At 58.7% G+C, this 25,352-nt stretch carries 13 protein-coding genes and 1 pseudogene; 6 read left to right on the forward strand and 8 right to left on the reverse strand.

The window, feature by feature from the left end; all coding sequences use genetic code 11:
• Nucleotides 1–79: 79 nt before the first annotated feature.
• Nucleotides 80–1,108: a GSCFA domain-containing protein gene (locus GR183_RS20155; protein ID WP_208999929.1), complete on the reverse strand. Its 1,029-nt coding sequence runs from the start codon at nucleotides 1,106–1,108 to the stop codon at nucleotides 80–82.
• Between the two features lie 95 nt (nucleotides 1,109–1,203).
• Here GR183_RS20155 and GR183_RS20160 point away from each other — a divergent pair, with 95 nt between their 5' ends.
• Nucleotides 1,204–2,277 carry a glycosyltransferase family 61 protein gene (locus tag GR183_RS20160; protein ID WP_208999930.1) on the forward strand — a complete coding sequence of 358 codons (1,074 nt, stop codon included), beginning with the start codon at nucleotides 1,204–1,206 and terminating at the stop codon, nucleotides 2,275–2,277.
• A 74-nt stretch (nucleotides 2,278–2,351) separates the two neighbouring features.
• Here the strand turns inward: GR183_RS20160 and cysN are convergent, their stop codons facing one another.
• The 3 genes from cysN to cysQ form a co-directional block, all read right to left on the reverse strand.
• Nucleotides 2,352–4,253, reverse strand: coding sequence for a sulfate adenylyltransferase subunit CysN (gene cysN / locus GR183_RS20165; protein ID WP_160777466.1), 1,902 nt, complete (start codon nucleotides 4,251–4,253; stop codon nucleotides 2,352–2,354).
• Between the two features lie 12 nt (nucleotides 4,254–4,265).
• A complete protein-coding gene (cysD, locus tag GR183_RS20170) occupies nucleotides 4,266–5,180 on the reverse strand; it encodes a sulfate adenylyltransferase subunit CysD (RefSeq protein ID WP_160777467.1) in 915 nt (304 codons plus the stop codon).
• 75 nt (nucleotides 5,181–5,255) lie between these two features.
• Nucleotides 5,256–6,101, reverse strand: a complete 846-nt coding sequence (cysQ, locus tag GR183_RS20175) for a 3'(2'),5'-bisphosphate nucleotidase CysQ (protein WP_312846863.1) — start codon at nucleotides 6,099–6,101, stop codon at nucleotides 5,256–5,258.
• 546 nt (nucleotides 6,102–6,647) lie between these two features.
• Between cysQ and GR183_RS20180 the strand changes: the two genes are divergently transcribed.
• From GR183_RS20180 to GR183_RS20190, 3 genes are all read left to right on the forward strand, one after another.
• Nucleotides 6,648–14,243 carry a type I polyketide synthase gene (locus GR183_RS20180; RefSeq protein ID WP_160777468.1) on the forward strand — a complete coding sequence of 2,532 codons (7,596 nt, stop codon included), beginning with the start codon at nucleotides 6,648–6,650 and terminating at the stop codon, nucleotides 14,241–14,243.
• Nucleotides 14,240–15,646: an aminotransferase class I/II-fold pyridoxal phosphate-dependent enzyme gene (locus GR183_RS20185; RefSeq protein WP_244313820.1), complete on the forward strand. Its 1,407-nt coding sequence runs from the start codon at nucleotides 14,240–14,242 to the stop codon at nucleotides 15,644–15,646. Before GR183_RS20180 ends, GR183_RS20185 begins: the two co-directional genes overlap by 4 nt.
• A gap of 127 nt (nucleotides 15,647–15,773) precedes the next feature.
• Nucleotides 15,774–16,193, forward strand: a complete 420-nt coding sequence (locus tag GR183_RS20190; protein ID WP_160777469.1) for a GFA family protein — start codon at nucleotides 15,774–15,776, stop codon at nucleotides 16,191–16,193.
• Nucleotides 16,194–16,224: 31 nt separating this feature from the next.
• Here GR183_RS20190 and GR183_RS20195 read toward each other — a convergent pair whose 3' ends face one another.
• The 4 genes from GR183_RS20195 to GR183_RS20210 all read right to left on the reverse strand — a co-directional run bounded on the left by GR183_RS20195 (nucleotide 16,225) and on the right by GR183_RS20210 (nucleotide 21,772).
• Entirely contained in the window at nucleotides 16,225–17,928 is a 1,704-nt protein-coding gene (locus GR183_RS20195) for a capsular polysaccharide export protein, LipB/KpsS family (protein WP_160777470.1), read from the reverse strand.
• The gene (locus GR183_RS20200; RefSeq protein ID WP_208999931.1) at nucleotides 17,925–19,166 is read right to left on the reverse strand and encodes a capsule polysaccharide biogenesis protein; all 1,242 of its coding nucleotides are present in this window, start codon (nucleotides 19,164–19,166) and stop codon (nucleotides 17,925–17,927) included. The genes GR183_RS20195 and GR183_RS20200 overlap by 4 nt, the downstream gene beginning before the upstream one ends.
• A gap of 67 nt (nucleotides 19,167–19,233) precedes the next feature.
• Nucleotides 19,234–20,577, reverse strand: coding sequence for a capsule polysaccharide biogenesis protein (locus GR183_RS20205; protein ID WP_208999932.1), 1,344 nt, complete (start codon nucleotides 20,575–20,577; stop codon nucleotides 19,234–19,236).
• Nucleotides 20,578–20,653: 76 nt separating this feature from the next.
• Entirely contained in the window at nucleotides 20,654–21,772 is a 1,119-nt protein-coding gene (locus GR183_RS20210) for a polysaccharide biosynthesis/export family protein (protein ID WP_208999933.1), read from the reverse strand.
• 598 nt (nucleotides 21,773–22,370) lie between these two features.
• Here GR183_RS20210 and GR183_RS20215 point away from each other — a divergent pair.
• Both GR183_RS20215 and GR183_RS20220 read left to right on the forward strand, forming a co-directional pair.
• Complete coding sequence (locus tag GR183_RS20215; protein WP_208999934.1) at nucleotides 22,371–24,257, forward strand: autotransporter assembly complex protein TamA; 1,887 nt, start codon at nucleotides 22,371–22,373, stop codon at nucleotides 24,255–24,257.
• Between the two features lie 56 nt (nucleotides 24,258–24,313).
• Nucleotides 24,314–25,352: pseudogene (locus tag GR183_RS20220) on the forward strand (hypothetical protein); the annotation flags it as partial.

The raw sequence follows: 25,352 nt of genomic DNA on the forward strand, positions 1-25,352 counted from the left end.
TCTCCCGACGGGAGTCGAACCCACAAATCATAGTATAGAGAACTGGAAAGCGTACCTATTCCGTACATATCTTGGTCGCCTAGCCGATCAGAAAATGCTTGTGAAATGTTTTCATGATCATTTCGACCACACTTGACCTGATATGTCTGTTGTCTTTTTCATATGGATCTTTGAAATATTCTTTCACCAATTCGTATGATGGAAAATAATACAGATTATCATCGTCCGAGTGGTCACGATAAAACTCGTCGACGGCAACGCGAAGCACGGCCTTCGACACCGAATTCGCGGTAATGCAGGAGACGGGGCGGAACGTCGCGACCAGCGGAACGGGAGACAGCGTCACAACAATCGCGGCATCCGGCCGATGCTCACGGATCAATCGATAGATCGTTTGCAGGTTCGTCAGGTTCTCCGCAACGGACGAAACCTTGAAGCCATGAATCTCCGGATCGTATTCGCTTCTGGGCACCGCGCGCCAGAACGCATCGCCCGTACGCTTGTCGTACCAGACCTCCGATAGACCGAGCGTAATGATGAATACGTCGGTTTGCTCGAAAATGTGGCGGGTTTCGTTCTGTATATCGAGGCTATCCTCGGCAACATTTCCCTTTTTGTCATGCCAGAGATTATCACCGAAAGCACGCTCGCCGAACGCCCACTCGAATTGCTGGGCTATCGCGAATGTATTCACCATTCCTTCGCCGCATCGAACGACGTAGCTATCAAGCTTCAGGTTTCCGCCAAAAATGTTGAAATTGTTTTTCGCAAGATAGTTCGTCATATGCGCGGCAAAGCAGCTGCCGAATGCAGTAACATAATGCTGCTTCGTGATGAACGGCTTCTCCGGCAGCCACCCTTTCAAGAAATAGTCTTCGATCGCATTGGCTTCGTGGAGATTTACCTTGGTCGGCTGATAGTTGGTATTCTCGCCCCTGTACCAGGTGCCGTGAGCAAGCTGCCGGTCGCTCCCCATCTTGATGACAACGGCGTCGGCTCCCGCAGCGCGTGCTTTCGCTTCAAACTTTTTCGCCTTGCCCGGGCGCAATCGTTCCTGTACCGACAGGGGCACGCGGCTTTTCAGCCAATATTGAAACTCCGACAACATTCCCTAGTCCCCTATCTTCTTACCGCTGCGTTAGTATCAAGCAGATGAATGAATTGCATCAAAAAAGTCGGTTCGTACGGCTTCGCCGGAAGGTCATGAATGCCTGGCCGTGGGCCGAGTACTCACCCTTCGCAGAAGAATTACACTGCGCGACGCGGCATCTGATCTCCGAACCGTTCAATGTCGATCTGCCGGAATTCCTGGTGCATCTACGTGAGGTTTGGGCCGACGGGCGAGATATAGCCTACGTGCGGCGATATCGTGGCGACCTCGCGGTGGATCCGAGATCGGGGCACGTCTTTTCGGGCAGGACGCTTTTGCGAGGCTCCACCGACATCGAACGGAACCGGTCGGCAGAGCCGACGCCGATCTTTGCCCGCCACATATTGCGACGCGGCCGCACGTTCGACCGGATCGCGCTCGCTCACCACAAGTTTTCCGGCAACTATTTCCACTTCTGGAACAATATCGCCCCCAAGGCACCTTTGCTTTCGCTGGCTGGTGTTCCCGCCGATGTCCCGATCGTGGTGCCGAAGACGGCCGTGGACGTTCCGTTCTTCGCCCAGGCGCTGGAACTCGGCGTTTTCGGAGAGCGCCCCATAATCGTCCAGGGAAAGCGGGAGGTCATCAAGGCCGGCGAGATTTACGTAGCCAAACCCTTTGATGTCGATCGCACGTTGATCGACGCGACATTCGACGAATTGGGTCTGGAGAGATACCCTAAGGGAGACCGGCGCATCTTTATCGCGCGCGGCCCGAAGTCCCCAAATCGGCGCTTCTTTCGCAACCAGTCGGACCTTGATGCGCTATTGGACGAATTCGGGATCGAGAAAGTCGACCCTCAGGACCTTACCCTTCGCGAGCAGATTGAAACATTCAGCCAGGCGGCAATTCTCATATCGGCTCACGGTGCCGGATTGACCAACCTGCTGTTTCGCCGACATTCGCCGACGACCGTTATTGAACTTTTCAACCCAAATCTGCAATCGCTTCACTATGCCCTGATCGCGAATGCCTTCGGCCATGGTTATTTCGCCCTCCAGAACCTGGCAGCCGAAGGACGAAATTCAGTGGCAAGTTCAGAGGTGGACTTAAAAGCTTTGCGGGAAATTCTGGAACGCGTAATCGATATCGGACCGCCCAAAAGGCAGCACCTGGCGACATCCTGATAGCATTCGGCCTGTGCTCCGCAATAGCGGGCGGAACACAGGCCGATCTCCATCTATCTGATTAAACGCGCGATCTACCGCCCGATATAGCCGTTATCTTCCAGATACCGCACGACCTGGTCGGCAAGCACATCCGCATCGCTACCGACGGTATCGAGAACGAGCTGCGCATTTTCCGGCTCTTCATACGGGCTGTCGATACCGGTGAAGTTCTTCAACTGTCCGTCACGCGCCTTGCGGTAAAGCCCTTTCGGATCGCGTTCTTCGGCAACCGCAAGCGGTGTGGAAACGTAGATTTCGATGAATTCATCGTCTTCGACGAGATTTCTTGCCATCTGGCGCTCGGCGCGGAACGGCGAGATGAAGGAAACGAGCGTTATCAGGCCCGCATCCACGAATAGCTTCGAAACTTCACCGACACGGCGAATATTTTCCACGCGGTCGGCCTCGGTGAAGCCGAGATCGCGGTTGAGCCCGTGGCGAACGTTGTCGCCGTCAAGCAGGTATGTGTGGCGGCCACGCGCGTGAAGCTTCTTCTCCACCAGGTTCGCAATCGTCGACTTGCCGGCGCCGGAAAGCCCGGTGAACCAGAGAACCGCCGGCTTCTGGCCCTTGAGATCGGCATGAGCCGTCTTGTCGACGTCAAGCGCCTGCAGATGAATGTTCGAGGCACGGCGCAACGCATACCAAATGACGCCGGCGCCCACGGTCTGATTTGTGAAACGGTCGATGAGGATGAATGATCCCATCTCCCGGTTTGTCTCGTATGGATCAAACGCGATCGGAGACGACAGCGAAAGATTGCAGAAGGCAACTTCATTGAGATGCATTTCCTTCGCCGCCAGATGCTCGAAGGAGTTTACGTCGATCTTGTGCTTCAGCTCCGTGACCGTAGCCGTGACCGTCTGGGTGCCGGTCTTGAGCAGGTAGGGGCGCCCCGGATATAGCGCCTCGTCATTCATCCAGATCAGGTGTGCGGAAAACTGGTCGGCGACTTCCGCGCGCGAATCCGAAGCGCAAATGACGTCGCCACGGGAAATATCCACCTCATCTTTCAGAAGAAGCGTGATTGAATCGCCGCTGACGGCTTCCTCAAGGTCGCCGTCCATCGAAGCGATACGGGAAATTTCCGTGGCCCTGCCGGATTTCGCGATAACGACCTTGTCGCCCGGCCGCACCGTTCCGCTTACAACCGTCCCGCAATATCCTCGAAAATCGAGGTTGGGCCGGTTTACCCACTGCACCGGCATGCGGAACGGGCGCTCGGCTTCGTCGCTCCCGATCTCAACCGTGTTGAGGTGATCGAGCAGGCTCATGCCCTGATACCACGGCATGGCCGGCGAACGTTCGATAATGTTGTCGCCCTTTAGCGCGGATACCGGAACAATCTCGAGTGTCTCGAAATCGAAGGTTTCGCCGAATGCGCGATAGGCCGCTTCGATCTCGCGGAACCGCTCCTCGCTGTAGTCGACGAGATCCATCTTGTTGACGGCGACGACGACATGGCGAATGCCGAGCAGCGACACGATAAAGGAATGGCGTCGCGTTTGCGTCAAAACGCCTTTGCGGGCATCGATCAGTATAACGGCAAGATCGGCCGTCGAAGCCCCTGTCGCCATGTTGCGCGTATACTGCTCGTGGCCGGGCGTATCGGCGACGATGAACTTGCGCTTGTCGGTGGCGAAGAAGCGGTAGGCAACGTCGATCGTGATGCCCTGTTCGCGCTCGGCCTCAAGCCCGTCCACAAGCAGGGCGAAGTCGATGTCGTCGCCAAGGGTGCCGTGTTTTTTCGAATCGCGCGCAAGGGCCGCGAGTTGATCTTCGAAAATCAGCTTCGTGTCGAACAGCAACCGTCCGATCAGGGTCGACTTGCCGTCATCGACGCTGCCGCAGGTAATGAAGCGAAGGAAGCCCTTGTTTTCCTGCTCGGCCAGGTAATCGGTTATATTCGCCGAAATCTCGGTCAATTCGTTCATGGTCCCGGCCCCTCAGAAATAGCCTTCGCGCTTCTTCTTTTCCATCGACGCAGAATCGTCGTGGTCGATCATTCGCCCGGAACGCTCCGAGGTCCTGGCAATCAGCATTTCCTCGACGATCTCTTCGAGTGTGTTTGCCCCCGATTCAACGGCGCCGGTCAGTGGATAGCAGCCAAGTGTTCGAAAGCGGACGAGCCGCATTTCGGGGCTTTCTCCGTCCTTCAGAGGCATGCGCTCGTCATCGACCATGATAATCGTGCCATCCCGCTCCACGACAGGGCGGTGATCGGCGAAGTAAAGCGGCACAATGGGGATGTTTTCCGCCAGGATGTACTGCCAGATATCCAGCTCGGTCCAGTTGGACAGCGGGAAGACACGGATGGATTCGCCCTGCTTCACGCGCGTGTTGTAGATGGACCAGAGTTCCGGGCGCTGGTTCTTGGGATCCCACGCATGCGCGGCCGTGCGGAACGAGAAGATGCGCTCTTTCGCACGGGATTTTTCCTCATCCCGCCGCGCACCGCCGAAAGCGGCGTCGAACCTGTGCATATCGAGCGCCTGCTTCAGCGCATCCGTCTTCATGACCTGAGTGTAGTACGACGATCCGTGATCGAAAGGATTGATATTGTCCGCCTTGCCCTGAAGGTTGGTATGGACAATCAGCTCCATTCCAGCTTCCGCGGCCATACGGTCGCGGAATTCGATCATCTCGCGAAACTTCCAGGTCGTATCCACATGCATGAGCGGAAACGGCGGCGGAGCAGGATAAAACGCCTTGCGCGCAAGGTGCAGCATGACGCTGGAATCCTTGCCGATCGAATAGAGCATGACCGGCTTTTTCATTTCCGCCGCGACTTCGCGGATGATGCGGATCGATTCCGCTTCCAGTCTTTTAAGATGGCTACGCCTTTGAGGCACGATCGACAACTCCGAATACTTGGGCTCGCTTCGAGCCGGCGACTTGATATTGAACTCGGCGCACTTGGACAGGCCGTGGATGGTTCAACCGACCTTGGCGATATCCGTCGACTTGAGCATTTTTTCGACCTTAGAACCGATTTCGGGATCGGCGAACGCGATGAAATGCGGATTGGCGAAATCGGAATCGCTCGTCTGGTCGCGCTTGTCGTAGGCGAGTGGTACGCCCGCATCCGTCATTACACCCCCGCCGGCTGCCAGTAGAACGGCATGGCCGGCGGCCGTATCCCACTCCATGGTGCGGCCGAAACGCGGATAAAGATCGGCCTCTCCCGCCGCCAGCAGACAAAACTTCAGGGAGGAGCCCACGGAAACCCTCTCCGCGATTTCGAACTTCGCAAGAAACGCATCGGTCTCAGGCGAATTGTGGGATCGGCTCGCTACCGCCACGATGCCAGCCGGGTCGGCGTGTCGAACCGCTATGCGCGAGGCGCTATCGCCGAATTCCTCACCTCGGCACAGATACGCGCCACACTCACGCCCGCCCGCATAGGATGTTCCGCGCGCTGGCGCATGCACGACGCCGCATACCGGCTGGTTCTTTTCGATAAGTGCGATATTGACCGTATAATCCGACCGTCCGGCGATGAATTCCTTCGTACCGTCCAGCGGATCGACGAGGAAGAAACGGTCCGCTGAGGCGGGCACGGAACCAGCGCTGACCGCTTCTTCCGCGACAACGGGAATGCCGGGGCACGCTTTTTCGAGTTCGGCAAGAATGAACTCCTCGACCGCCCGGTCGGCCTGCGTCACCGGCGAGTCGTCCGCCTTGCTTTCCACCGCCGTATCGACCTGAAAATACTCAAGCGTAATGGCGCCGGCCGCCCAGGCGATCGCATTCAACTTCTTCGCGAGTTCCAAATCGGCCACCGCAGCCTCCTTTGCGTTCGGACAGGCAGCAGGTATAGCCGTCCTTCGCGATTTGCAAGGAAACACCCGCCCAAATATCCCTTCGACCGGAGCATGATTTTCCAACGGTACACGCCCTTTGCGATCATCCCACCAGCGACGCACGGTCTCTTCGCAACGCGGCGCGGGTGCCGGACGCCAACATTGCACACCGAGAGCCGGCAATTCCGCGATTATCCACAATCAAGTGTCCCGCGGGAGTGCGACCCAATTATAAACGCTGCGTCTTCGTTAATTTCCTAGCTAAGATTACGCTGTGCGAGTACCGCAGTTGCATATGGCCCGACCAGCCATTATCAAATCAACTGCTTAAGTGCGCCGGTTTCGTTACGAGAGGACCATTCATCAAATGACCCGGCACGTTTAAACGTGAATCAGCCCGGCTCTGCTCCGGCTAAATCAGGCGGCATTGCATCGGCCCGGCGGCGTTGCGGGCGGACGTTTGATGGTTGGAGGATCAAGAGAATGGGCTCAACTTTGGAAATTCCGGATTGAACGGCGATTGGAATGGCATTCAGGGGTTGTGAGGTTTCAATTTCGGGCTATGCAGCCCGCCTGCCCGGCGCCGCGTCCGCCGATGAATTCTGGCGTCTTCTGAAATCCGGCGAATGCTCCGTTACCTCGATCGGCGACGATCGCTTTCCCACGGCTCGCTTCATTCACCCGGATCGCAGCGCGGCGGGCAAGAGCTATACGTTCGCAGCGGGTATCATCGACGATGTCTGGGGCTTCGATCCCGGCTTTTTCGGCATTTCGCCTCGCGAGGCGATCCAGTTGGACCCGCAGCAACGGCTGTTGCTGCAGGTCGTCTGGGAAGCGCTCGAGCACGCGGGCATCAAGCCGAGTGAACTTTCCGAGTCCGGCGCGGGCGTTTACGTGGGCGCATCTTCCATCGATTACCATCACCGTTTCGTATTCGATCCGGCAGCGGCGGACGTCCAATTGATGACCGGCAATACATTGTCGATCATCTCCAACCGGATTTCCTATATCTACAACCTGCGCGGGCCCAGCTTCACCGTCGACACGGCATGCTCGTCATCGCTCGTCGCCCTGCACGAGGCGATAAACGCTCTGGACAGCGGTCAGGTCGACACGGCGATCGTGGCCGGCGTCAACATGCTGCTGAGCCCGCTGTCGTTCGTAGGGTTTTCGCGCGCATCGATGCTGTCCGAGCAAGGCCTTTGCAGGGCTTTCGATGCCAATGGAGACGGCTACGTTCGCTCCGAGGGTGCTGTGGCGCTGATCCTTCGCCGAATGGACGTGGCGCGCGAGCGGGGCGACGAGATTCATGCACGTATCGTCGCGTCCGGCCTGAATTCGGACGGGCGCACCGTCGGGCTGTCGCTTCCCTCCTCTTTTGCGCAGGCTGATCTGCTCCGTGAGATTTACGGCAAGCTGGAACTCGACGTAAACGATCTGGCGTTCATAGAAGCGCATGGCACCGGCACCCGTGTCGGCGACCCCGCCGAAGCCAGCGCCATTGGTACCGTGCTCGCACGCGGGCGAGGTTCCGTGCTCCCCATAGGGTCGGTCAAGACCAACATCGGGCATCTGGAATCGGCGTCCGGCACAGCAGGCTTGCTAAAAGCCGTTCTTTCGCTGCGCCACGACTGTTTCCCCCGTTCACTGCACTTTGAAACTCCGAATCCCGATATCGACTTCGAGGGGTTGAACCTCTCTGTCGCCAGCGACCAGGTGCCGCTGGAACGCAATTCTCGTCCTCGGCTGGCCGGCATCAACTCCTTCGGCTTCGGCGGCACGAATGCCCATGTCGTTATTGCCGATGGCGAAGCTTCCCGCCTGCCTCCAAGCCCTGCGGCGGAAAGCGCGCCTCTCGTCGTCTCGGCTAAAAGCCGGGAAGCATTGAGCGCATTATCCGATGACTACCGGCAACTTCTCGCCTCGGGGAAGGATGCAACTTCCGCTGCTGCACTGATTGCGGCGGCCGCTCACAATCGCGACGCGCTTACGGAACGTATCGTCATTCACGGCGCGACCGCCGCCGACAAGGTAAATGCGCTGGATGCGCATCTCGAAGGCCGCAAGACACCGGCCGTAGTGGCTGGCTATGCTGGCGCGCAATCACTGAAAGTGGTTTTCGCATTTTCCGGCAATGGCTCCCAATGGCCCGGCATGGGCCGCGATGCATTCTTTGCCGATGCCGCATTCCGAACTGCTTTCCGGAATATCGACGAAATCTTCAAGGGGCTCGCCGGCTGGTCTCTGGAAACGATGCTGTTTTCAGAAGACCTTGAAAAAGAAATCGATCGTGCCGCGGTTGCGCAGCCGCTTCTCTTTGCCCTCCAGGTATCGCTCGTTCAGTCACTACGGGAAAAAGGCGTACGTCCAGATGCGGTGATCGGCCATAGTGTCGGCGAAGTTGCGGGCGCCTGGGCTTCGGGAGCGCTTGGGCTTGCGGATGCCGTCAAGGTCGTTCATGCGCGCTCGGCCCATCAGGAAGTGACGCGCGATCTTGGTGGAATGGCCGCGTTGCTATTGTCCGCGGATGCCGCCCGCGCGGCAATCGATGATCCCGCCTTTCCCGGCCTGGAAATCGCAGCCGTCAACAGCGCGCGAAGCGTGACGATCTCCGGCCCTTCGGAAAGCCTGGAGGGGTTTGCCCGCCACGCTCGCAAGAACCGCTGGGCGATGCGCCGCTTGAAGATCGCCTATCCGTTCCATTGCGCCCTTGTCGACACGATCGAAGCGCCGCTTTTGAGCGATCTGGCAAACATCGAAACCCGGAAACCGGAAATCCGCTTCGTATCGACGGTCGATGAGGATACGGAATCCCCCCTTCTCGATGCAGGCTACTGGTGGCGTAACGTGCGCAGGCCTGTGCAATTCGAGAAAGCCGTTGCGCGCATTCTTGAAGATGATGCTGCCGTTTTCGTAGAGATCGGGCCAAAGCCGATCCTCGCGACATACATCAACGACAATATCAGGGAACGCGAAAAAGACGGACGCGTGGTTCCTTCGCTCGACGCCTGCGAGGACTTTGAGCCTGACATCAATCCGGTCGAGCGCGTGGCTGCCAGCGTATTCGTCAATGGCGGGTACGTGGACCTTGATGCCTTCGTCGGCTCGCGTGGGCGTATGCCCGGCTCATTGCCCGCTTATCCCTGGCAGAACGAGGAATTCAAACCCGCTTCGACGGACGAACAGAACCAGGCGATGTTCGGCCAGAACTGGCCGCTGCTTGGATATCGGTTCAACGCCAGTTCAACCGAATGGTACGATCATTGCGATCCGCAGCGCTATCCGTTCCTCCTCGATCACAAGGTGGAGGAAGCGGCCGTCTTTCCGGCTGCCGGCTTCGTCGCCATGGCCTTGCGGGCGGTTGAGCAGTGGACGGGAAAGCCCGGGATCGAACTTCGCGATTTCGAGATATTCCGGCCGATGGTATTCGACGGCGGCGGAATGCGCGAAACAATGGTTCGGCTTTCGGCCGATGATCGCGTCATCGAGATATTCAGCCGTCCCCGGCTTCAGCACGCCGAGTGGTCTCTGCACGCACGCGGGCGTTTCGTTACGCTTACAGGCGATGTGGAAACGAAGCTGTCTTCAATTGGCGAAGGCGAGGCGAAAACCACTCTTGATGAAAACGCGCTCTATGAACTGACGGCGTCTTATGGCCTCAATTATGGCCCCGCATTCCGCCGAGTGAAGCGTGTGGCGCGTCTGGACGATCACACCGCCCGTGTCGATCTTCTTCAGCGTTCGCCGGCAGTTGAGACTTACAGTTTCGCATTGTGTCCGACGCTTCTTGATGCCGGCTTCCATGGCCTGTTTGCGCTTCTGGCCGGCAACGAAGGTGAAGCGACGGGCAAGAAAAGCTTTCTGCCTGTTCGTATCGGGCGTCTGAAGCTATTCAGGCCGCAGGAAGACCCGACGCAGGTGCATATCAGGGTCACCCGCGCCTCTCCGCGCTCCGTTGAGGCCAGCTTCGACTTCCTGAATGCCGACGGCCTCATCGTGGCCCGCTTGGCCAAGGCGCGCTTCAAGGCCGTGCAACTCGGAATTGATGCGCGCGAGGAAAGACTCTCTTATCGAACGATCGCCCGTCTCTTGCCGGATGCCCAGACCACGTCACCGGCACGCGAATTACTGGGGCAAGGTGATGCGTTCTTGCGCGAAACAGGCGTCGTTACAGGAGAAGCCAAGGAATTTGACGACGCGCCCCTCCTTCTGGAAGCACTATCGCGCGCAATCGCTCACAATTCTCTTTACGCGATCGTTGGCGACGCGGAATTCGATGCCGAAAGCCTTATTGCCACAGGCAACATCGCCGAGAATGCGCGCCCGCTCGTTTATGCACTTTTGCACTGGCTGCAAACTGCGGGGATCGCCGAAGAAACCGAAACCGGCTGGCGGCTCGACAATCCCTCCGCGCATCCGCCGGTAAATGCCCTGCTGCAAACGGTTGTTCAGGAGGCGGGCGATCACGTTGCGCCTGCCGCACTTCTCGCAAGACTCGACAAAGCGCTTCCCGGACTGCTGAGAGACGGCCTGCCGGAAAAAGCCGAAAACTGGTTTGCGCCTTCCCTCTACGAAGGATATCGGTCATCTTCACCTTCGGTTCAGGCCCTCGTCGAAGGCGCTATCGGCATAGCTCGCGATGCCATCAAGCGCTGGCCGCACGAGCGCACGCTTGCCGTCCTGATTGCCGGACCGCGCGATAACGCGATTGCCCGGGCAATCGCGCCGTTCATGGATCCCGCTCGCTGCAGGCTTGTCATCGCCGGTGAAGACGAGGCAATGCAACACCGCCTCAAGGAAGACTGGAAAGGTAGCGGCGAAGTTCGTTTCCTTGCACTTGACGATGAGAAGGTCGACGCTTCGGGGCCGTTTGACATTATCCTGTCGGCAGGCGGCCTGGGATCCTTGCACGATCGTTCACGCCTTCGGCTGAACGAGCTTCTGGCGACCGAAGGTGTTCTATTCGCAGTCGAGCCCGTCCCGACAATTATGGACGACCTTATCCGGGGCGTCGGTCAGGATTGGTGGGAAAAAGGCGTTTCGCCCGATCTTCCGATGTCCGGCTTTCAATGGCCGGACGAGTGGCGTTCCGCCCTTCTCGGTGCAGGCTTCGCAACCGTCGATACATACGAACTTTCCTCGAAGATCGTCGAAGGCACGGTGCTTTTGGCCCGCGCAGGCGAAAAGCACCGTGAAGCTGATGTCCATTCCGACGGAGCCGGAACGGATGAGCCGTCCCGCTTGCTGGTGATTTGCGAACCGGAAGGGAAAAGCCGGCAGATAGCCAAAAGCCTCGGGTCGGTCCTGCATGCGCACGGCATACATGTTTCCATCGCGACCCCCGGGGAAACGACTGAGGAAGACGCGGAAGGGGTCTGGACGATATCGCCGGATAACGACTCCGAACGCCTGCGGGACCTTGTCGACACGGCAAACGCGGGCATTGTCTGCCTTGCCGACGCTTGTGACGGCGCCGTCGATCATCAACAGGCGGTGGATTCGCGCGTCTGGTTCCTGACCACGCTTTTTCGGGCAATCGGAACGTCGGCGACCTCTGTCAGGATCGTCGCCCCGGGAGCGCAGCGCGATCTTGTCACGGCAAGTCCGGCCGATCCGGTACAAACGGCCGTTTGGTCATTCGCGCGCGTTGCGATGAATGAGTTTCCGGGCATCGACCTCAGCCTCATAGACGTCGACCCGGATGCGGATCCGCTGGAGTGCGCGCGCGTCATTTCGCAAATCCTTCGCTCCGGCACTGATGAACGCGAGATCATCGTCAATGACGACAAGCTCTACGGCCTTCGCCTCCAGCGAGACGAAGGAAGCACCGCAATGCGGGGGGCCGGGCACGGCCGCGAAGATACGGCGATGCGCCTCGATATCCGCCGCCAGGGATCGCTCGACGAGCTTGTCTGGCACGCGGAAAAGCGCGTCGAGCCTTCCGGCGACGAGATCGAAATCGCAGTCGAGGCGAGTGGTCTGAATTTCAGGGACGTCATGTGGGCGCTCGGGCTTTTGCCGGAGGAGGCGCTGGAAGACGGTTTCGCGGGCCCGACCCTCGGCATGGAATGTTGCGGCCGGGTTGTACGGGCAGGAAAAGACGCCAGCCGCTTCAATGTAGGTGACAGGGTAATCACCTTTGCCCCCGCCTGCTTCGCCTCGCATGTTACGGTAACGGAAGCTGCCTGCGCCCCTGCCCCGGATGTGCTCGGTGCCGAAGAAGCGGCCACGATCCCGGTGACATTCCTTACCGCTTACTACGCGCTTTGCCAATTGGCCCACCTTTGCGACGGCGAGACGGTCCTGATTCATGGTGGTGCGGGTGGCGTCGGCCTGGCTGCGCTTCAGATTGCCCAATGGAAAGGCGCGCGGGTAATCGCAACGGCCGGATCGGAGGAGAAGCGCTCCTTTCTCCGGCTTCTTGGTGCGGATCATGTTCTTGATTCCCGCAGCCTCGAATTCGTCGACCAGGTTATGGAATTGACCGGCGGCGACGGCGTCGATGTCGTCTTGAATTCGCTCTACGGCGAGGCGATGGAACGCAGCATCGAGGTTCTGCGCCCATTCGGCAGATTCCTGGAGCTGGGCAAACGGGACTTTTTCGAGAACACGCATATCGGGCTCCGGCCGTTCCGTCAGAACCTTTCGTACTTCGGCATAGACGCGGATCAACTACTGACGCGCCAGCGCCCGCTAGCCGAAAAGCTGTTCGGCGACCTCGTCGCCTTGTTCGAGCAGGGCGCCTTGTCACCCCTCCCCTATAGGCAGTTCAAGGCCGATAAGGCTGTCGATGCCTTCCGGCTGATGCAGCAGGCCGGACATATCGGCAAGATCGTGCTAACGCCGCCGCAAGTACTTGGATCAGAGTCCGTTTCACAGGTTTGCGAACTTCTCCCCGATGCGACCTATGTCGTCGCGGGTGGTTTCGGCGGTTTTGGAACCGAACTCCTGAAGCGGATGGCCCATTCGGGCGCGCGCCATCTTCTGGTGCTTTCGCGAAGCGGGGCCGCATCCGACGCCACGAAAGCCGCGATTGATGAACTTGAAGCCATGGGGGCACAGGTTCATGCGCGAGAATGCGACGTCACGTCGGAAAGCGCCGTCGCGCAAAGCCTCGAGGAAGCGCGCAAGTCTCTGCCGCCCATCCGCGGCGTATTTCACACCGCCATGGTCATCGAAGACGTGCTCATGGCAAATCTTGAGCATGAAGCCCTTTCGAAGGTACTGGCTCCAAAAGTGCGCGGGGCACAGATCCTCGATCGGCTGACGGCGAAGGATCCGCTCGATCACTTCGTGCTGTTTTCATCTGCGACGACACTCGTCGGAAATCCTGGCCAGGCGAATTATGTCGCTGCAAACGGGTACCTTGAAGGGCTTGCCCGCAGCAGGCGCGCGAAAGGTCTGCCGGCGCTTGCCGTCTCCTGGGGCGCCATCTCCGATGCCGGATATCTCGCACGCAACAGCGAGGTGAGCGATCTTCTGGCTCGAAAGCTCGGTCGCCACGCGCTCACGGCACGCGAAGCTCTCGACGGCCTTTTCGATCTGATGGGCCGGCCACAAGACGAAGTCGGCCTTGCCGCCGCCGGCTATGCCCGCATCGACTGGCAGGCTGCAAGGCGCGACCTCAAGCTCCTGTCCACGCCACTTGTCGATCTTCTCGCCCTCAACGATGCCGATGAAGCAGGCGCAAGTGATGGGGAAATCGATCTGGCGGGCATGGTTGAAAGCCTGTCCGACAAGGAAGCGAACACGCTGGTTACCGGCCTTCTTGCAAAGGAGATCGGAAAGATCCTGCGCGTATCCGCAGATGAAATCGATGCCAAACGACCGCTGTCGGACATCGGCATGGATTCGCTTATGGCGCTGGAACTGCGCATGGGCGCTGAGCGGCAACTTGGCGTTGATATACCTTTGATGTCGCTCGCCAATGGCACAACGCTTGCCGACATCTCAGCGAAGGTTCTGGCCAGCGTCAAAGGAGGAGAAGATAGTTCGGCGGGCCTGTCTCGCGAGGCACGAAACCTCGCGGGCCAACATATCCAGGATGCCGACCTTGCTGACTTTACGGAAATTGTTGATAACATCGAAGCAGAAAGCGACAAGCTGAGATCACTGCTTTGAGCGAAGACATCGGAAAATCCAAAGGGCTGGCCGCGGGAGATCGCGCAAAGCTTCTGGAGAGCCTGCGAACGGAAAAGCGGTCGCAGCGCCAGTCAGGCAACGCCAACCAAAGCAAATCGATGCGGCAGGGCACTGGCTCCGCGAACGGAACGGATGCCAAGTCTTTCGATTTCGGTTCGTTGCCCCAGGTCAAGCAACTGATGATGCAGCGGGCACTTGCAGACCGCATGGGCATCGGAAATCCGTTTTTCCGGCCGCATGATGCACTCGCCGCCGGAGAAACCCTTATCGATGGGCGACGTTACGACAATTTCGCGTCCTACAATTATCTTGGTCTCAATGGGCACAGCCACGTCGTCGAGGCGGCAAAGGCGGCGGTGGAGCGCTTCGGAACCAGTGTTTCCGCCAGCCGGGTCGTCGCGGGAGAACGGCCGTTTCATGGCGAGCTGGAACACGCGCTAGCGGATCTTCACGGTGTTGAAGATGCCATCGTCATGGTGAGCGGCCACGCAACCAACGTCACCACGATCGGCCATCTGCTCGGCAAGTCGGATCTCATCCTGACGGATGCCTTGATCCATAATTCCGTTTCCGAGGGTGCGCGTCTTTCGGGCGCAACGCGCCTGAACTTCCGTCACAACGATCTGGAGGCCCTGCAAAACCTCCTTGTCGCCAATCGGCACAAATATGAGCGCGTGCTGATTGCCGTCGAGGGCATCTACTCGATGGATGGGGATTTTCCGGACCTTCCGAAACTTCTTGCCTTGAAACAGGAGCACGACGCCTGGCTTTTGGTCGACGAGGCTCATTCCATGGGCGTCATGGGAAATACCGGCCGTGGAATTGCCGAACATTTCGGGGTCGACCCGAACGCCGTCGAGGTCTGGATGGGCACGCTGTCCAAGACGTTTTCCGCCTGCGGTGGATATATCGCCGGCTCGAAAGCGCTCTGTGATTATCTTCGCGCTACGGCGCCTGGCTTCGTCTTTTCCGTTGGCCTTTCTCCCGCGCTTGGCGCGGCTGCGATTGCATCCATTGAGGTGATGAAGCAGGAGCCGGAGCGCGTTGCAAGCCTGCAGGAAAATGGCCAACGTTTCCTGGAGAAGGCGAAAGCCGCCGGATTGGATATCGGACCGAGCGCAGGGTACGCGGTCGTTCCGGTTATTGTCGGAGATTCACCGCGCGCGGCCATCCTTTCGAACCGGCTTCTGGAGCGCGGGATCAACGCCTTGCCCATCATCTTTCCGGCGGTCGCAGAAAAATCCGCAAGGTTGCGCTTCTTCATTACCAGTGAGCACACATTCGATCAGATCGATCGTGCCGTGGAGATAGTCGCCGAGGAATTGGCGATTGTCAGAGGCGCAGACTACGATGTGAGCGCGCTTCTGGCAAAAGGCGGCTGACCACAATCCCCGGGTCACGACCGAAAGCTTACAATCGTTTTTCAGCGTTCCGATTTTCGATACCATTCACTTTAAACAAGCAGCCCGCGCCGACGAATTGCGCTGCACGCTTTCATTGGAGAGACGAATGTCGGAACAGCATGAAGGCGGATGCGTTTGCGGAAACATCCGTTATCGGACATCCGGCCAGCCGCAAAGGGTCAGCGTCTGTTCCTGTCGCTGGTGCCAGAAGCGCACGGGAAGCGCGTTGGGCATTTCCGTCTATTTCGGCACGGAAGATGTCGAGTTCACGGCTGGAGAATTGAAGCGATACCGGCTTTTTTCCGATGCCGGTCGCTGGATAGATAGCGAATTCTGCCCGCACTGCGGCACCACCGTTACGTGGACACTGGAGTTTCTGCCCGGTTTCCGAGGGATAGCAGGCGGAACATTCGACAGCCCGACATTTTGGTATGAGATCGAGAGGTTCGTGTTCGCCCGCACCAAACCGGACTGGCTGTCGGTTGAAGGCGATATGGATGTATTCGAGGAGATGGCTCACCGATAGCGGGCTTCACCGCCACATTTCAAATGCCCGATCAAAATCCGAGCTTGCGTCCTACCCATGATAATTCGCTTAGCGCGCGTACCTTGAAAGTGTGCCAGACGCTTTCGCGCCGTCGTGCAAGTCGCTCCAGCAGATATTCCGGCGTGCAAGATTTCATGGATACCGGGTCTATCGTCCGGCAATATTTCACAAGTGCTATGTAAACAAGCTCATCGACGGATCGATTACGGTTGCGGCGCGCACAAAAGCCGGTGTCCTTGGTCAATCCCCAGCCGGCATAAAACGGCATTCCGTAAACTGTGACCGGCTTGCCCCGAATGAGCGCCTCGAAGCCGGAGAGTGACGAAAACGTCTCGACACGGTCACAAAGCCCGATCAGTTCCAGGATATCGATGTCCGGCACTATCCGGTCGGCAAGCCCCTGCAGTTCCGACGCCGCAATCTTGCCCTTTCTGAGCCGCGCCTGTACGTCCGGATGCGGCTTGTAGACTATATGCGCATCCGGATTTCTCGCTCGAACCAGACGCAGCAGGTCAAGATTTACGTTCGCAGTAGTTTTGCAATCAATGACCGAAGAAAGCGATCGCCTGATCCCCGCGTCGTCCGCGACCTGCCCCGGCACAAGGACAATTTCCTTGTCTGTTGGCAGGTCGAGAGCCACGGCTCGTCGACCGACATTATATTTGGTAAGCCTCAATTCGACGATGCGCTCCCGCAAGTTTCGGCCGCGCGCTTTGTCGTCTTCGCTCAGGGTCTCGGTCGCGAGCAGTCGTTCCATGCGGCTTGGTCGCGTCGCATCGTAGTAGATGCCCTCATCGTCACACGCAATCATCGCGCCGCCGACCAACCCAGCACCAAGCCCAACGGACCGGATGAAGCCATCCTCGATCCTGATGAGTTCCACACCGCGCGCAGCGGCAAAGGATGACAGCGCATTGTCGGTTTTACCGGCCCAGGAAATGACGCGTCCATTTGCTTCCGCTGCCCGTTCGATCGCCTCATCCAACGCTGCGCAAAACGTCACAGGTGACACAGCCGTTCCGAAAGCCGCGCTGATGGAAGCGTGGTTCCAGGACTGCGCACCAGCGCAAAAAGCCGGAAGAGAATTGTCCTTCAGCGCCTGCGCTCCTGCACCGAGCGCATCCAGTGCCGTCCAGGGATCAAGGAAGCCCGACTGCGAATAGGGGTCGGGAAACCAAAGTGCATCGAAGACCAGCACCTCCGACAGCGAAACCGCTTCATGCGCGAATTCTTCTCCCTTTTCGTCCGCGCCAAGATGCATGCCTCCAGCGATGGCGACGGCGCCTCCCCTTCTCAAGGCCTTCGCGAGGATCGGATCGATTTGCGCGATCTTGCGCTCTATTGCCTGCCATGACCTTTGGCTTTCCCGGCTTTTGGCCATATCAAGCAACGCCAGCCGCAAGGCACGGCCCGGCGTCGCGGCACGCTCGAGGACGGGTTGCGGCACCGGCACGATCAGGATCGATGCCGGCCAGACGAACACCTTGTCGACCCGATCCGAAAACGGCCCTTCGCCCGCAAGAAATACATCGCAGTTTTCGCGCTTTGCGCGCTCTCGAGCAGCCGAATAACCTTTCAAGGAGAGGCCGGTAAAAAGCGCGGTTTTCTTGCCGCGGGCCAAGTGTCGTTGAAACGATGGCTGTTTGGCGACCGATTCAAGATGAGCCTTGAGAGGCATGAGCGCGGGATCAATGATCTCAACGCGCCTCGTCACAGCCGCACTCCGACCTTGCGCGCACGCTCAAGCCGAGGCGGGGTATCGACAAAACCACCCGGCTCGTTGAGGTCGTCACTCAGGATCCGGCGGGCCATCTCTTCCACCGCGACACTCAGCCCCTTGCGATTGTGGATCGACCCACGCGCCTGAAGCGTTGCCGCGACAGCCGCCATAAACGCCTTTATAAGTTCGCCATCCGGCTTCTCTGGCGCATTCCAGAAACTGTCGAGATCGCCCTGATGCGTCATTCCCGGAATGTCGTAGAGTGCCGGGACAAGCGGTTTTACGGAGCACCCCACGCGCAATGCCTCAAGTCCTGCGGTCGAGTTTACGGTCACCAGTCCCGCCGCCCGCTCAAGCAATGCCCCCAGCCTGCCTCCATCAACAAACACAAGCCTGCCCGCGAGCGAATACCGATCCGCCAACTCCGCAACTACCTTCGCCCAGTTCGTGATGCCGTTGTCGTTGGGATGGGATTTGACTGCAAGCCGCGCATCGTTCCTCGCCGACCTTGAGAAAGACGAAACGATATCCTCAAGTGCCGCACGCATTGATGCGTATGGAGAGTGAGCGGTGAGTTGATAGTCCCCGTCTATCTGGAGCGGAACAACGAAAAACGGCCTCCCGTGCGAAAGAAGGTCCCTTTCGGTCGCCTGAGCCCGTTTGCGCCGTCGCCGGCTGCCTGAGAGGCGCATGAGCCACGCCGCATAATCGTTGAGCGGGTGAAGCGGCGTATGCCTTCGATAAAACGGATAAAACGGCCGGCCCGCGAGGTTCGCGAGGTGATAGGAGACATCCTGCCAGGCCTCGAGAACAAAGCTGCCCGGAAACATCGGTGTCAGATCGACGGGCCCGGCTGTCGCCGCGATTTCACGAATTTTCGAAGGATCATCCGGAAAGTGGCTCAACGTCGAAAAGCCGCCACGCTCGACCGTCATCCACCCCGGCCGCAGATAGCCGAGTTCGCAGGCTATCACACCGATGCCTTTGGCGTTCGCAGCATCGATCGCAACACGATGATAGAACCGCCGATCGCCATGAACCACAAGGTCCGTTATCGCATTCTCATCGAGGAAAGCTGCGACGAAACCTGCCCATTCCCCGGGCTTGCCCCTGAAAGACAGCGTATTGGGCCCGCTCCAGCATAATCGGTCTCCAAGACAGAAATTTATCCGCCTGACTTCATGGCCCGCTGCCTCCAGGCGCGCTCCAATCAGGCGAAAAAGCGGGGACAACGGCCCTTGCAAGAATAGAAACCGGCGCCCTGTCGGCCAGGTGGCATTTGGGGCCGCTGGTGCATTTTCACCGGCGTACGGCATTCCGCCACCTGTCCGTTTTCTGTGGTTTGGCGAGCATTTCGGCAAATCCGATCGGAAGGCCGAGCTTTTTCGCCTTCGCGACCCGCGGTGACGGGCCACGAAGCGCTTCGGGAAGGTTGATGCGTTCCTCCACGATCCGGCGCGCGATCTCGGCGGCGGCGATCTTGCGGCCTGTTTTTTCGTAGAAGCTGCCCTTCACCTGGATACCGGTGGCCATCAGCTTTTCGACCGCAATGCCAAGTTCCGGCTCCGGTCTCGGCGGGTCGCGCCAGAAATCATCGAGATCGCCCTGCGCCGTCAGTCGCGGAATATCGTAAACGGCAATGCCAAGCACCTTGATCGGACAATTCACCCGGACGGCATGAAGAGCGGTCGTGCTGTTCACGGTCAACATCCCGGCCGCGTTCTTCAACAGCGTATCGAGATTGCCGCCATCGATCATATAGACGCGTTTTTTCAAGCCGTGCCGGCGCGCCATGGCCTTAAGCTCGCGTTTCCATGGTTCGATCCCCTGATCCAGCGGATGGACCTTGACGACAAGACGCGCTTCCGATTGTGCATTTTTCGCAAACGACGCCATCACCATATCGACGGCATCGAGCAAGTGGTCGAAAGGGGCATTGTAGCGAAGCTGATAGTCGCTTTGCAGCTGGAGCGGGAATACGAAATACGGAGTACCCGCGTCGATCACATCATCGATCAGAAATGTCGCGCTCCTGTCTCGGTGGCGCGACAACAGTAATCTCGGAATCATCGAGAGGTACTCAGCAATCGGATGATAATATTTATCCTGTGAAAAGCGCGGGCTTATAAACCAGAAAAATACATTCAAAAGATTGAAAAGAACTTCATTGAAAGCTTCAATAAAAAAACTGTGCTTGTAAAGTGGCCTCCTGTCGACATCGGGAAGATCGCCTGCCGCCGCGAGAATTACGTCCGCCTGATCCGGAAACCGCGAGAGCACGGACATGCCGTCAAGCTCCAGCGTGATCCAATCCGGCCGCAAATAGCCGAACTCACAAGCAACCGCATTGAGGCCCAGATTATGAGCGAGCTCAGCCGCCGCCGCATGATAAGGCAAGCGGTCTTGATAATAGACGATATCCGTAACGCCGTGGTCCTCGACGAAGCGCGCCAGATAGGCCGGCCAATCCCGCAAGGATCCCCGATAAAGCCTGGCACGCTTGTCATGCCAGAAAAACCAGTCCGCCGGGCTGAGATTTATTCTGAGTGAACGGTGGCCGAGCACTTCCAGTTCGTCCGCGACGTGCCGGATGAATGTGCCCGGAGGCCCCTGCAAAAACAGGACGGTTTTTCTTTCCCCCACAGCTGCCGTCTTTCCGTCCGGTATTGGCAAGCGCCTGCACATCGCTTCCCGAGATCGACCACCAGAATGTCTTCGATCAGTTGGTGATCACCCGGTTCACCGCATTGTAGTTGCTCAAGAGCGGCCCGATGAGTTGAAGGAATTTTCCGAATTCGGCCGTAGGGTGGTTGGCAACGTAGATGACATCCTTGTCGCGCATCTCCATCGACCGCGCCATGAAGAAGGCATTCGGTTGCCGGAAATTGAGCTTGTAGACCACCGGGAAGGTTTCTCCGGGGATCCTGCCTTCCAGATCCGGCCTCACGCGGCGCAGAAGATCCGCGCTTTCATACCGGAAAAGGAACACACCGCCCGCGTCTGCAAAGAAATCCTTCAAGCCACCCACTTGCGCCAGTGCCTCGGCCAGCGTCACGCTCTCGGTCTTGAACGGCACAAGCTTGGTTTGCCCCACGGCGCCAAAAGCGGAGTAGGTGCGCGGCTTGTGCGACAGAAGCACATTGTCGCCCGGCGCGAGGCGCACGTTGTTGTCAGGAAAATCGATCAACTCCTCGAAGCGCGCGGTTCCCGAGCTTCGCCCGCGTTTCAGCGTCACCACCGTTTCGTAGCTCGCTTCACGCGCGCCGCCTGCCTGAGCCACGACCTCCAGGATTCGCGATCCACGCACCGAGAGCGGGTATTGGCCAGGCTTCACAACATCGCCGACGACAACGACACTGTTGCTTTCATTACCCTCTACGAGAACCGAGACCTGCGGCTCGATCGCCTTTCCCTTCAGCCGCTCCTCAATCGCGACGCGAAGACCTTCGACGGTTCTGCCGTTCGCGGGTATCCGCCCGGCATAGGGAATGAAGATGAAGCCCGACTGGTCGATCACTGTCGGTATGGAGACGGACTTGCCGGCCGAGGAGGAAAACAGCCCATCGGGCGCGGCTTCCCAGATATTTATGGCGAGACTATCGCCCACTCCGAGCGTTGCCGCTCTGCCCCCGCCCCCGACATCGCCGAATTTCCGCCCGAACAGGACAGGCTGGTACGCCTGGACAGTGGAAACGGTACTCTGCGTCAGCGGGACGACGGCATACTGCGCGCTCGTGTTGTCGCTCTCGATATCCTCAGCCGTAATTGAAATCGCAGCCGGTCCCTGGCCCGGCAAAGCGGCACAGCCTGCCAACAGCACGCTTAAAAGTGCAACCACTGGTAATCGCATTAACAACCTGATCATTCCCCGTCGACGCCCTCAGTTAGCATTCCAGCCCGACGAACGCCAACCGCTTATATGGGGCAATCCACCCTTTCGATGCCTGCCGTATCCCTTGGGCCACCATCTAACGCAGGGGAGTTAACGAACTGAAAATCCAAGAGAAACGATCACCATTGCTTGGGACTATATAGGGATTCGGCCATATCCCTGCGTCATTCTGCGGACGACCGGCGTCAAGGCGTTTGAACTTGCAATGATCGTTGCTGATTTGACACACCCTGACGAAACTTCTCCAGAATCCGCCTTTCCATACGGAAGACTGCCGGAAGTAAGCTACGTCGCACACGAAAAAGGCTATCCTTAACCTCAAGGCGATAGAATATTGCCGTTCAACCGATCGTGTTTGCCCTTGCGTCCAGTCCGGTCTCGCAGCGGTCCCTCGTCGGTTTGAAACATGCAAAAGGTTGCCGGTGCGCGAGAAGTGGTCCGAAGCGGTCTCCTCGTGCGTATCATCGAGATAAATGCGTACCGATCAGTGAGCGAGCAGGGCTTGGAGTTACCGAACCGACCACGGGCGCGGCTCAAAAGAGCTGTGGCGGCTATTCTGTGCCTGCTCGCGGCCTACACGATGGTCTCTCCGGCGTCTGCGTTCGAGCTCTTCGGATTTACATTCTTCGGTAAAAAGGAAGAGGAACCGCAGGTCGAGGTGCCCGACCCTTTGCCCTATACCGCCGAATTGACGGTGGTGGACGCAGATGAGGAACTTCAAGATACCTTGAAAGAAGCGTCAATCCTCGTTTCTCAGCAGGATAGCCCGCCCTCTGGCGAGGCGGGGTTGATAGCGCGTGCGGTGTCCGATTTCGAGCGGCTTGTCGGTCGCCTCTTTATAGACGGCCGATACGGCGGAACGATCGACATTCGCCTTGCCGGAGAGGGGCTTGAAGCCGCACTCGACTCGGGCGATTTGCCGGACACTCGCCCCGTTCCCGTGACAATAATGGTCAAGGCCGGGCCGGTTTTCCGGTTCGGCGATGTCGCCATTCGCAAGGCGGGCGGAGGGCCGCTGGATTTCGCGGGAATGAACGATCCGGGCCGTTTCGGTCTCGTCCCGGGGGAAACCGCGGGATCGCGGAAAATCCTGCGCGCCGAAAACGCGATTGTGGAAGAGCTCAAGGCAGAGGGCTACCCACTTGCCGAGGTGGTGGACCGCGAAGTCATTGCCGACCACGATACCGATACGCTCGACGTCACGCTAACTGTCGACCCTGGACGGGAGGCGACTTTCGGGACGGTCATGGTTGAAGGCACGGACCGCACCGATCCGGCGTTCGTGGCTGAATATGCGGTTATCCCGACGGGCTCCCGCTATGATCCCGAGGCCTTGAAAAAGGCCGAGAAGCGTCTGAACGATCTCGGCATCTTTTCGAGCGTGCGCATCGTCGAGGGTGAAAGCCTCGGCCCGAACGGCTCGCTGCCGATCACGATCCAGGTTTCCGAGCGCAAGCGCCACGTCATCGGCGTCGGTGCGAACTGGTCGAGTTCGGAAGGCTTCGGCGTTGAAGGGTATTGGCGCAGGCGCAATCTTTTCGGCCGGGGAGAGCTCCTGAGCATAGAAGGCTCGGTCGGTCGGATCGGAAACGAATCGGTCATCGACATGGAATATGCGTTGAGGGCCGCATTCGAAAAGCCGGGCGCTTTCGGCCCGATGACGGATTTTACCGCCAGCATCGGCGCCAAGCAGGAACATCCCGACGCCTATCTCAGCCGCAGCATCTCCGCCGATGCCTTCATCCGCCACCAGTTCAACGAGCAGGTCACCGGGCGCGCGGGAGCCGAAGTCTACTATGCGGATGAAGAGGACGTCTTCGGCAAACACAATTATTTTCTCGTCGGCATCCCGGCCGACATCCGGTATGACAGCCGGGATGATATCCTGAACCCCACAAAGGGAATAAATGCGTCCCTTTTCGGGGAGCCGGCCTACGACGTGCGGAACTCGGACGGGATGTTCTTCCTGCGCGGCGACTTCTCAGCCTACAAGGCACTCGATGAAGCCAAACGCTTCGTGCTTGCCGGCCGCGTCGCCGCAGGTAGCATCATAGGGCCTGAATTGCCGGATATTCCGGCGTCGAGGCGTTATTTCCTTGGCGGCGGCGGTACGATACGCGGCTATGCCTACCGCAACGTCGGTCCACGCCTCAATGGCGAAGTCACGGGTGGGCGAAGCTTCTTCCTCACCTCGGGCGAAATTCGCTTCAAGGTTACCGAGACGATTGGCGCCGTCGGCTTCGTGGATGCAGGCAATGCGTTCGCGGCAGTGTATCCCGACTTCTCTGAAAACCTTAGGGTAGGCATAGGCGCGGGACTGCGCTATTTCACTCCCGTAGGCCCGTTAAGGCTTGACGTGGCCGTTCCGCTCGATCCGGGAAAGGACGATCCGTCCTTTGCGGTTTATGTCGGCCTTAGCCAGGCCTTTTGATCGGAAGTCGGCGGGTTTTGAAACGGTTTGCAAAACGCCTCTTGAAGGGCGTCATCTTGCTGATTCTTGCCGTGGCAGCCCTTGTCGTGGCGTTGCTTGCCGGCTTGCAGACGGAGCCGGGCCGGACGGCTCTGGCTGCGGTAATCAATCATTTCGGCGCATCGCCCACCTCCGGCTTCAGGGTTTCCGGTATCAGGATCGGTTGGGGCCTGGATGCGTCGCTCGAAAAGTTCGCGTTGACCGATTCTCAAGGGGACTGGCTTTCGGTCTCCAATGCCTCTCTCGCCTGGAAACCCTCGGAGTTGCTTCACGGCGTAGTCTTTGTGCGTGCAATAGACGTCGGCGAGGTTGAGGTCTATCGCAAACCCGCCCCGGTGCCGAGCGAACCGGTAGAGCAGGTTTCCTCGCAATCCGGCGGAATCTGGGTTCCCCCACTCCAGATCGACGCGCTCGAGGTGGAGCGTATTGTCCTTGCCGAGCCGGTGGTGGGCGCGCCATTGCGCTTTACTGCGGCCGGCAACGCCAGAACGGCGAAGGGCCTTAAGGAAATTCTCGCAAAGCTCGACGTCAAGCGAACCGATAATGCGGATGGAAATTTGTCGGTGAATGTCCGCTTCCAGCCTGATCTCGAAGCTCTCGACTTCTCCCTCGTCCTTCATGAAGGGCGCGGCGGGCTGACGGCACGGCTTCTGGATATAGAGAACTTGCCGGCGGTCGACTTCGACCTGAAAGGCGCTGGCCCGCTCGATAACTGGCGCGCTGATCTTGCACTCTCACTCGATGGCGAGCGAACGGTGTCGGGTACGGCGACGCTTTCGCAAAACTCGGCTGGCCGCAGGCTTGTGGCGGACCTTGACGGCAATTTCGAGGCTCTCTCGCCGCCGGAACTTTATGCTTTCCTGCTCGGGCGAACCGATATTGCACTGGACGCCAGATTTTCCAGCGAATTTGCGCCATTGTCAGGCACCTTGAGCGCAAAGACGGGTACGGTTGACCTGAAGGCATCCGGCGAACATGTGCCCGAGAGCGGGCGGATCGAGGCGGTTGGCAATCTGACGGTTTCGGCCGGCGACGGCGCGCTGATAGGCGTGGAAC

Source organism: Stappia sediminis (genome assembly GCF_009826895.1).
Taxonomy (GTDB): domain Bacteria; phylum Pseudomonadota; class Alphaproteobacteria; order Rhizobiales; family Stappiaceae; genus Hongsoonwoonella; species Hongsoonwoonella sediminis.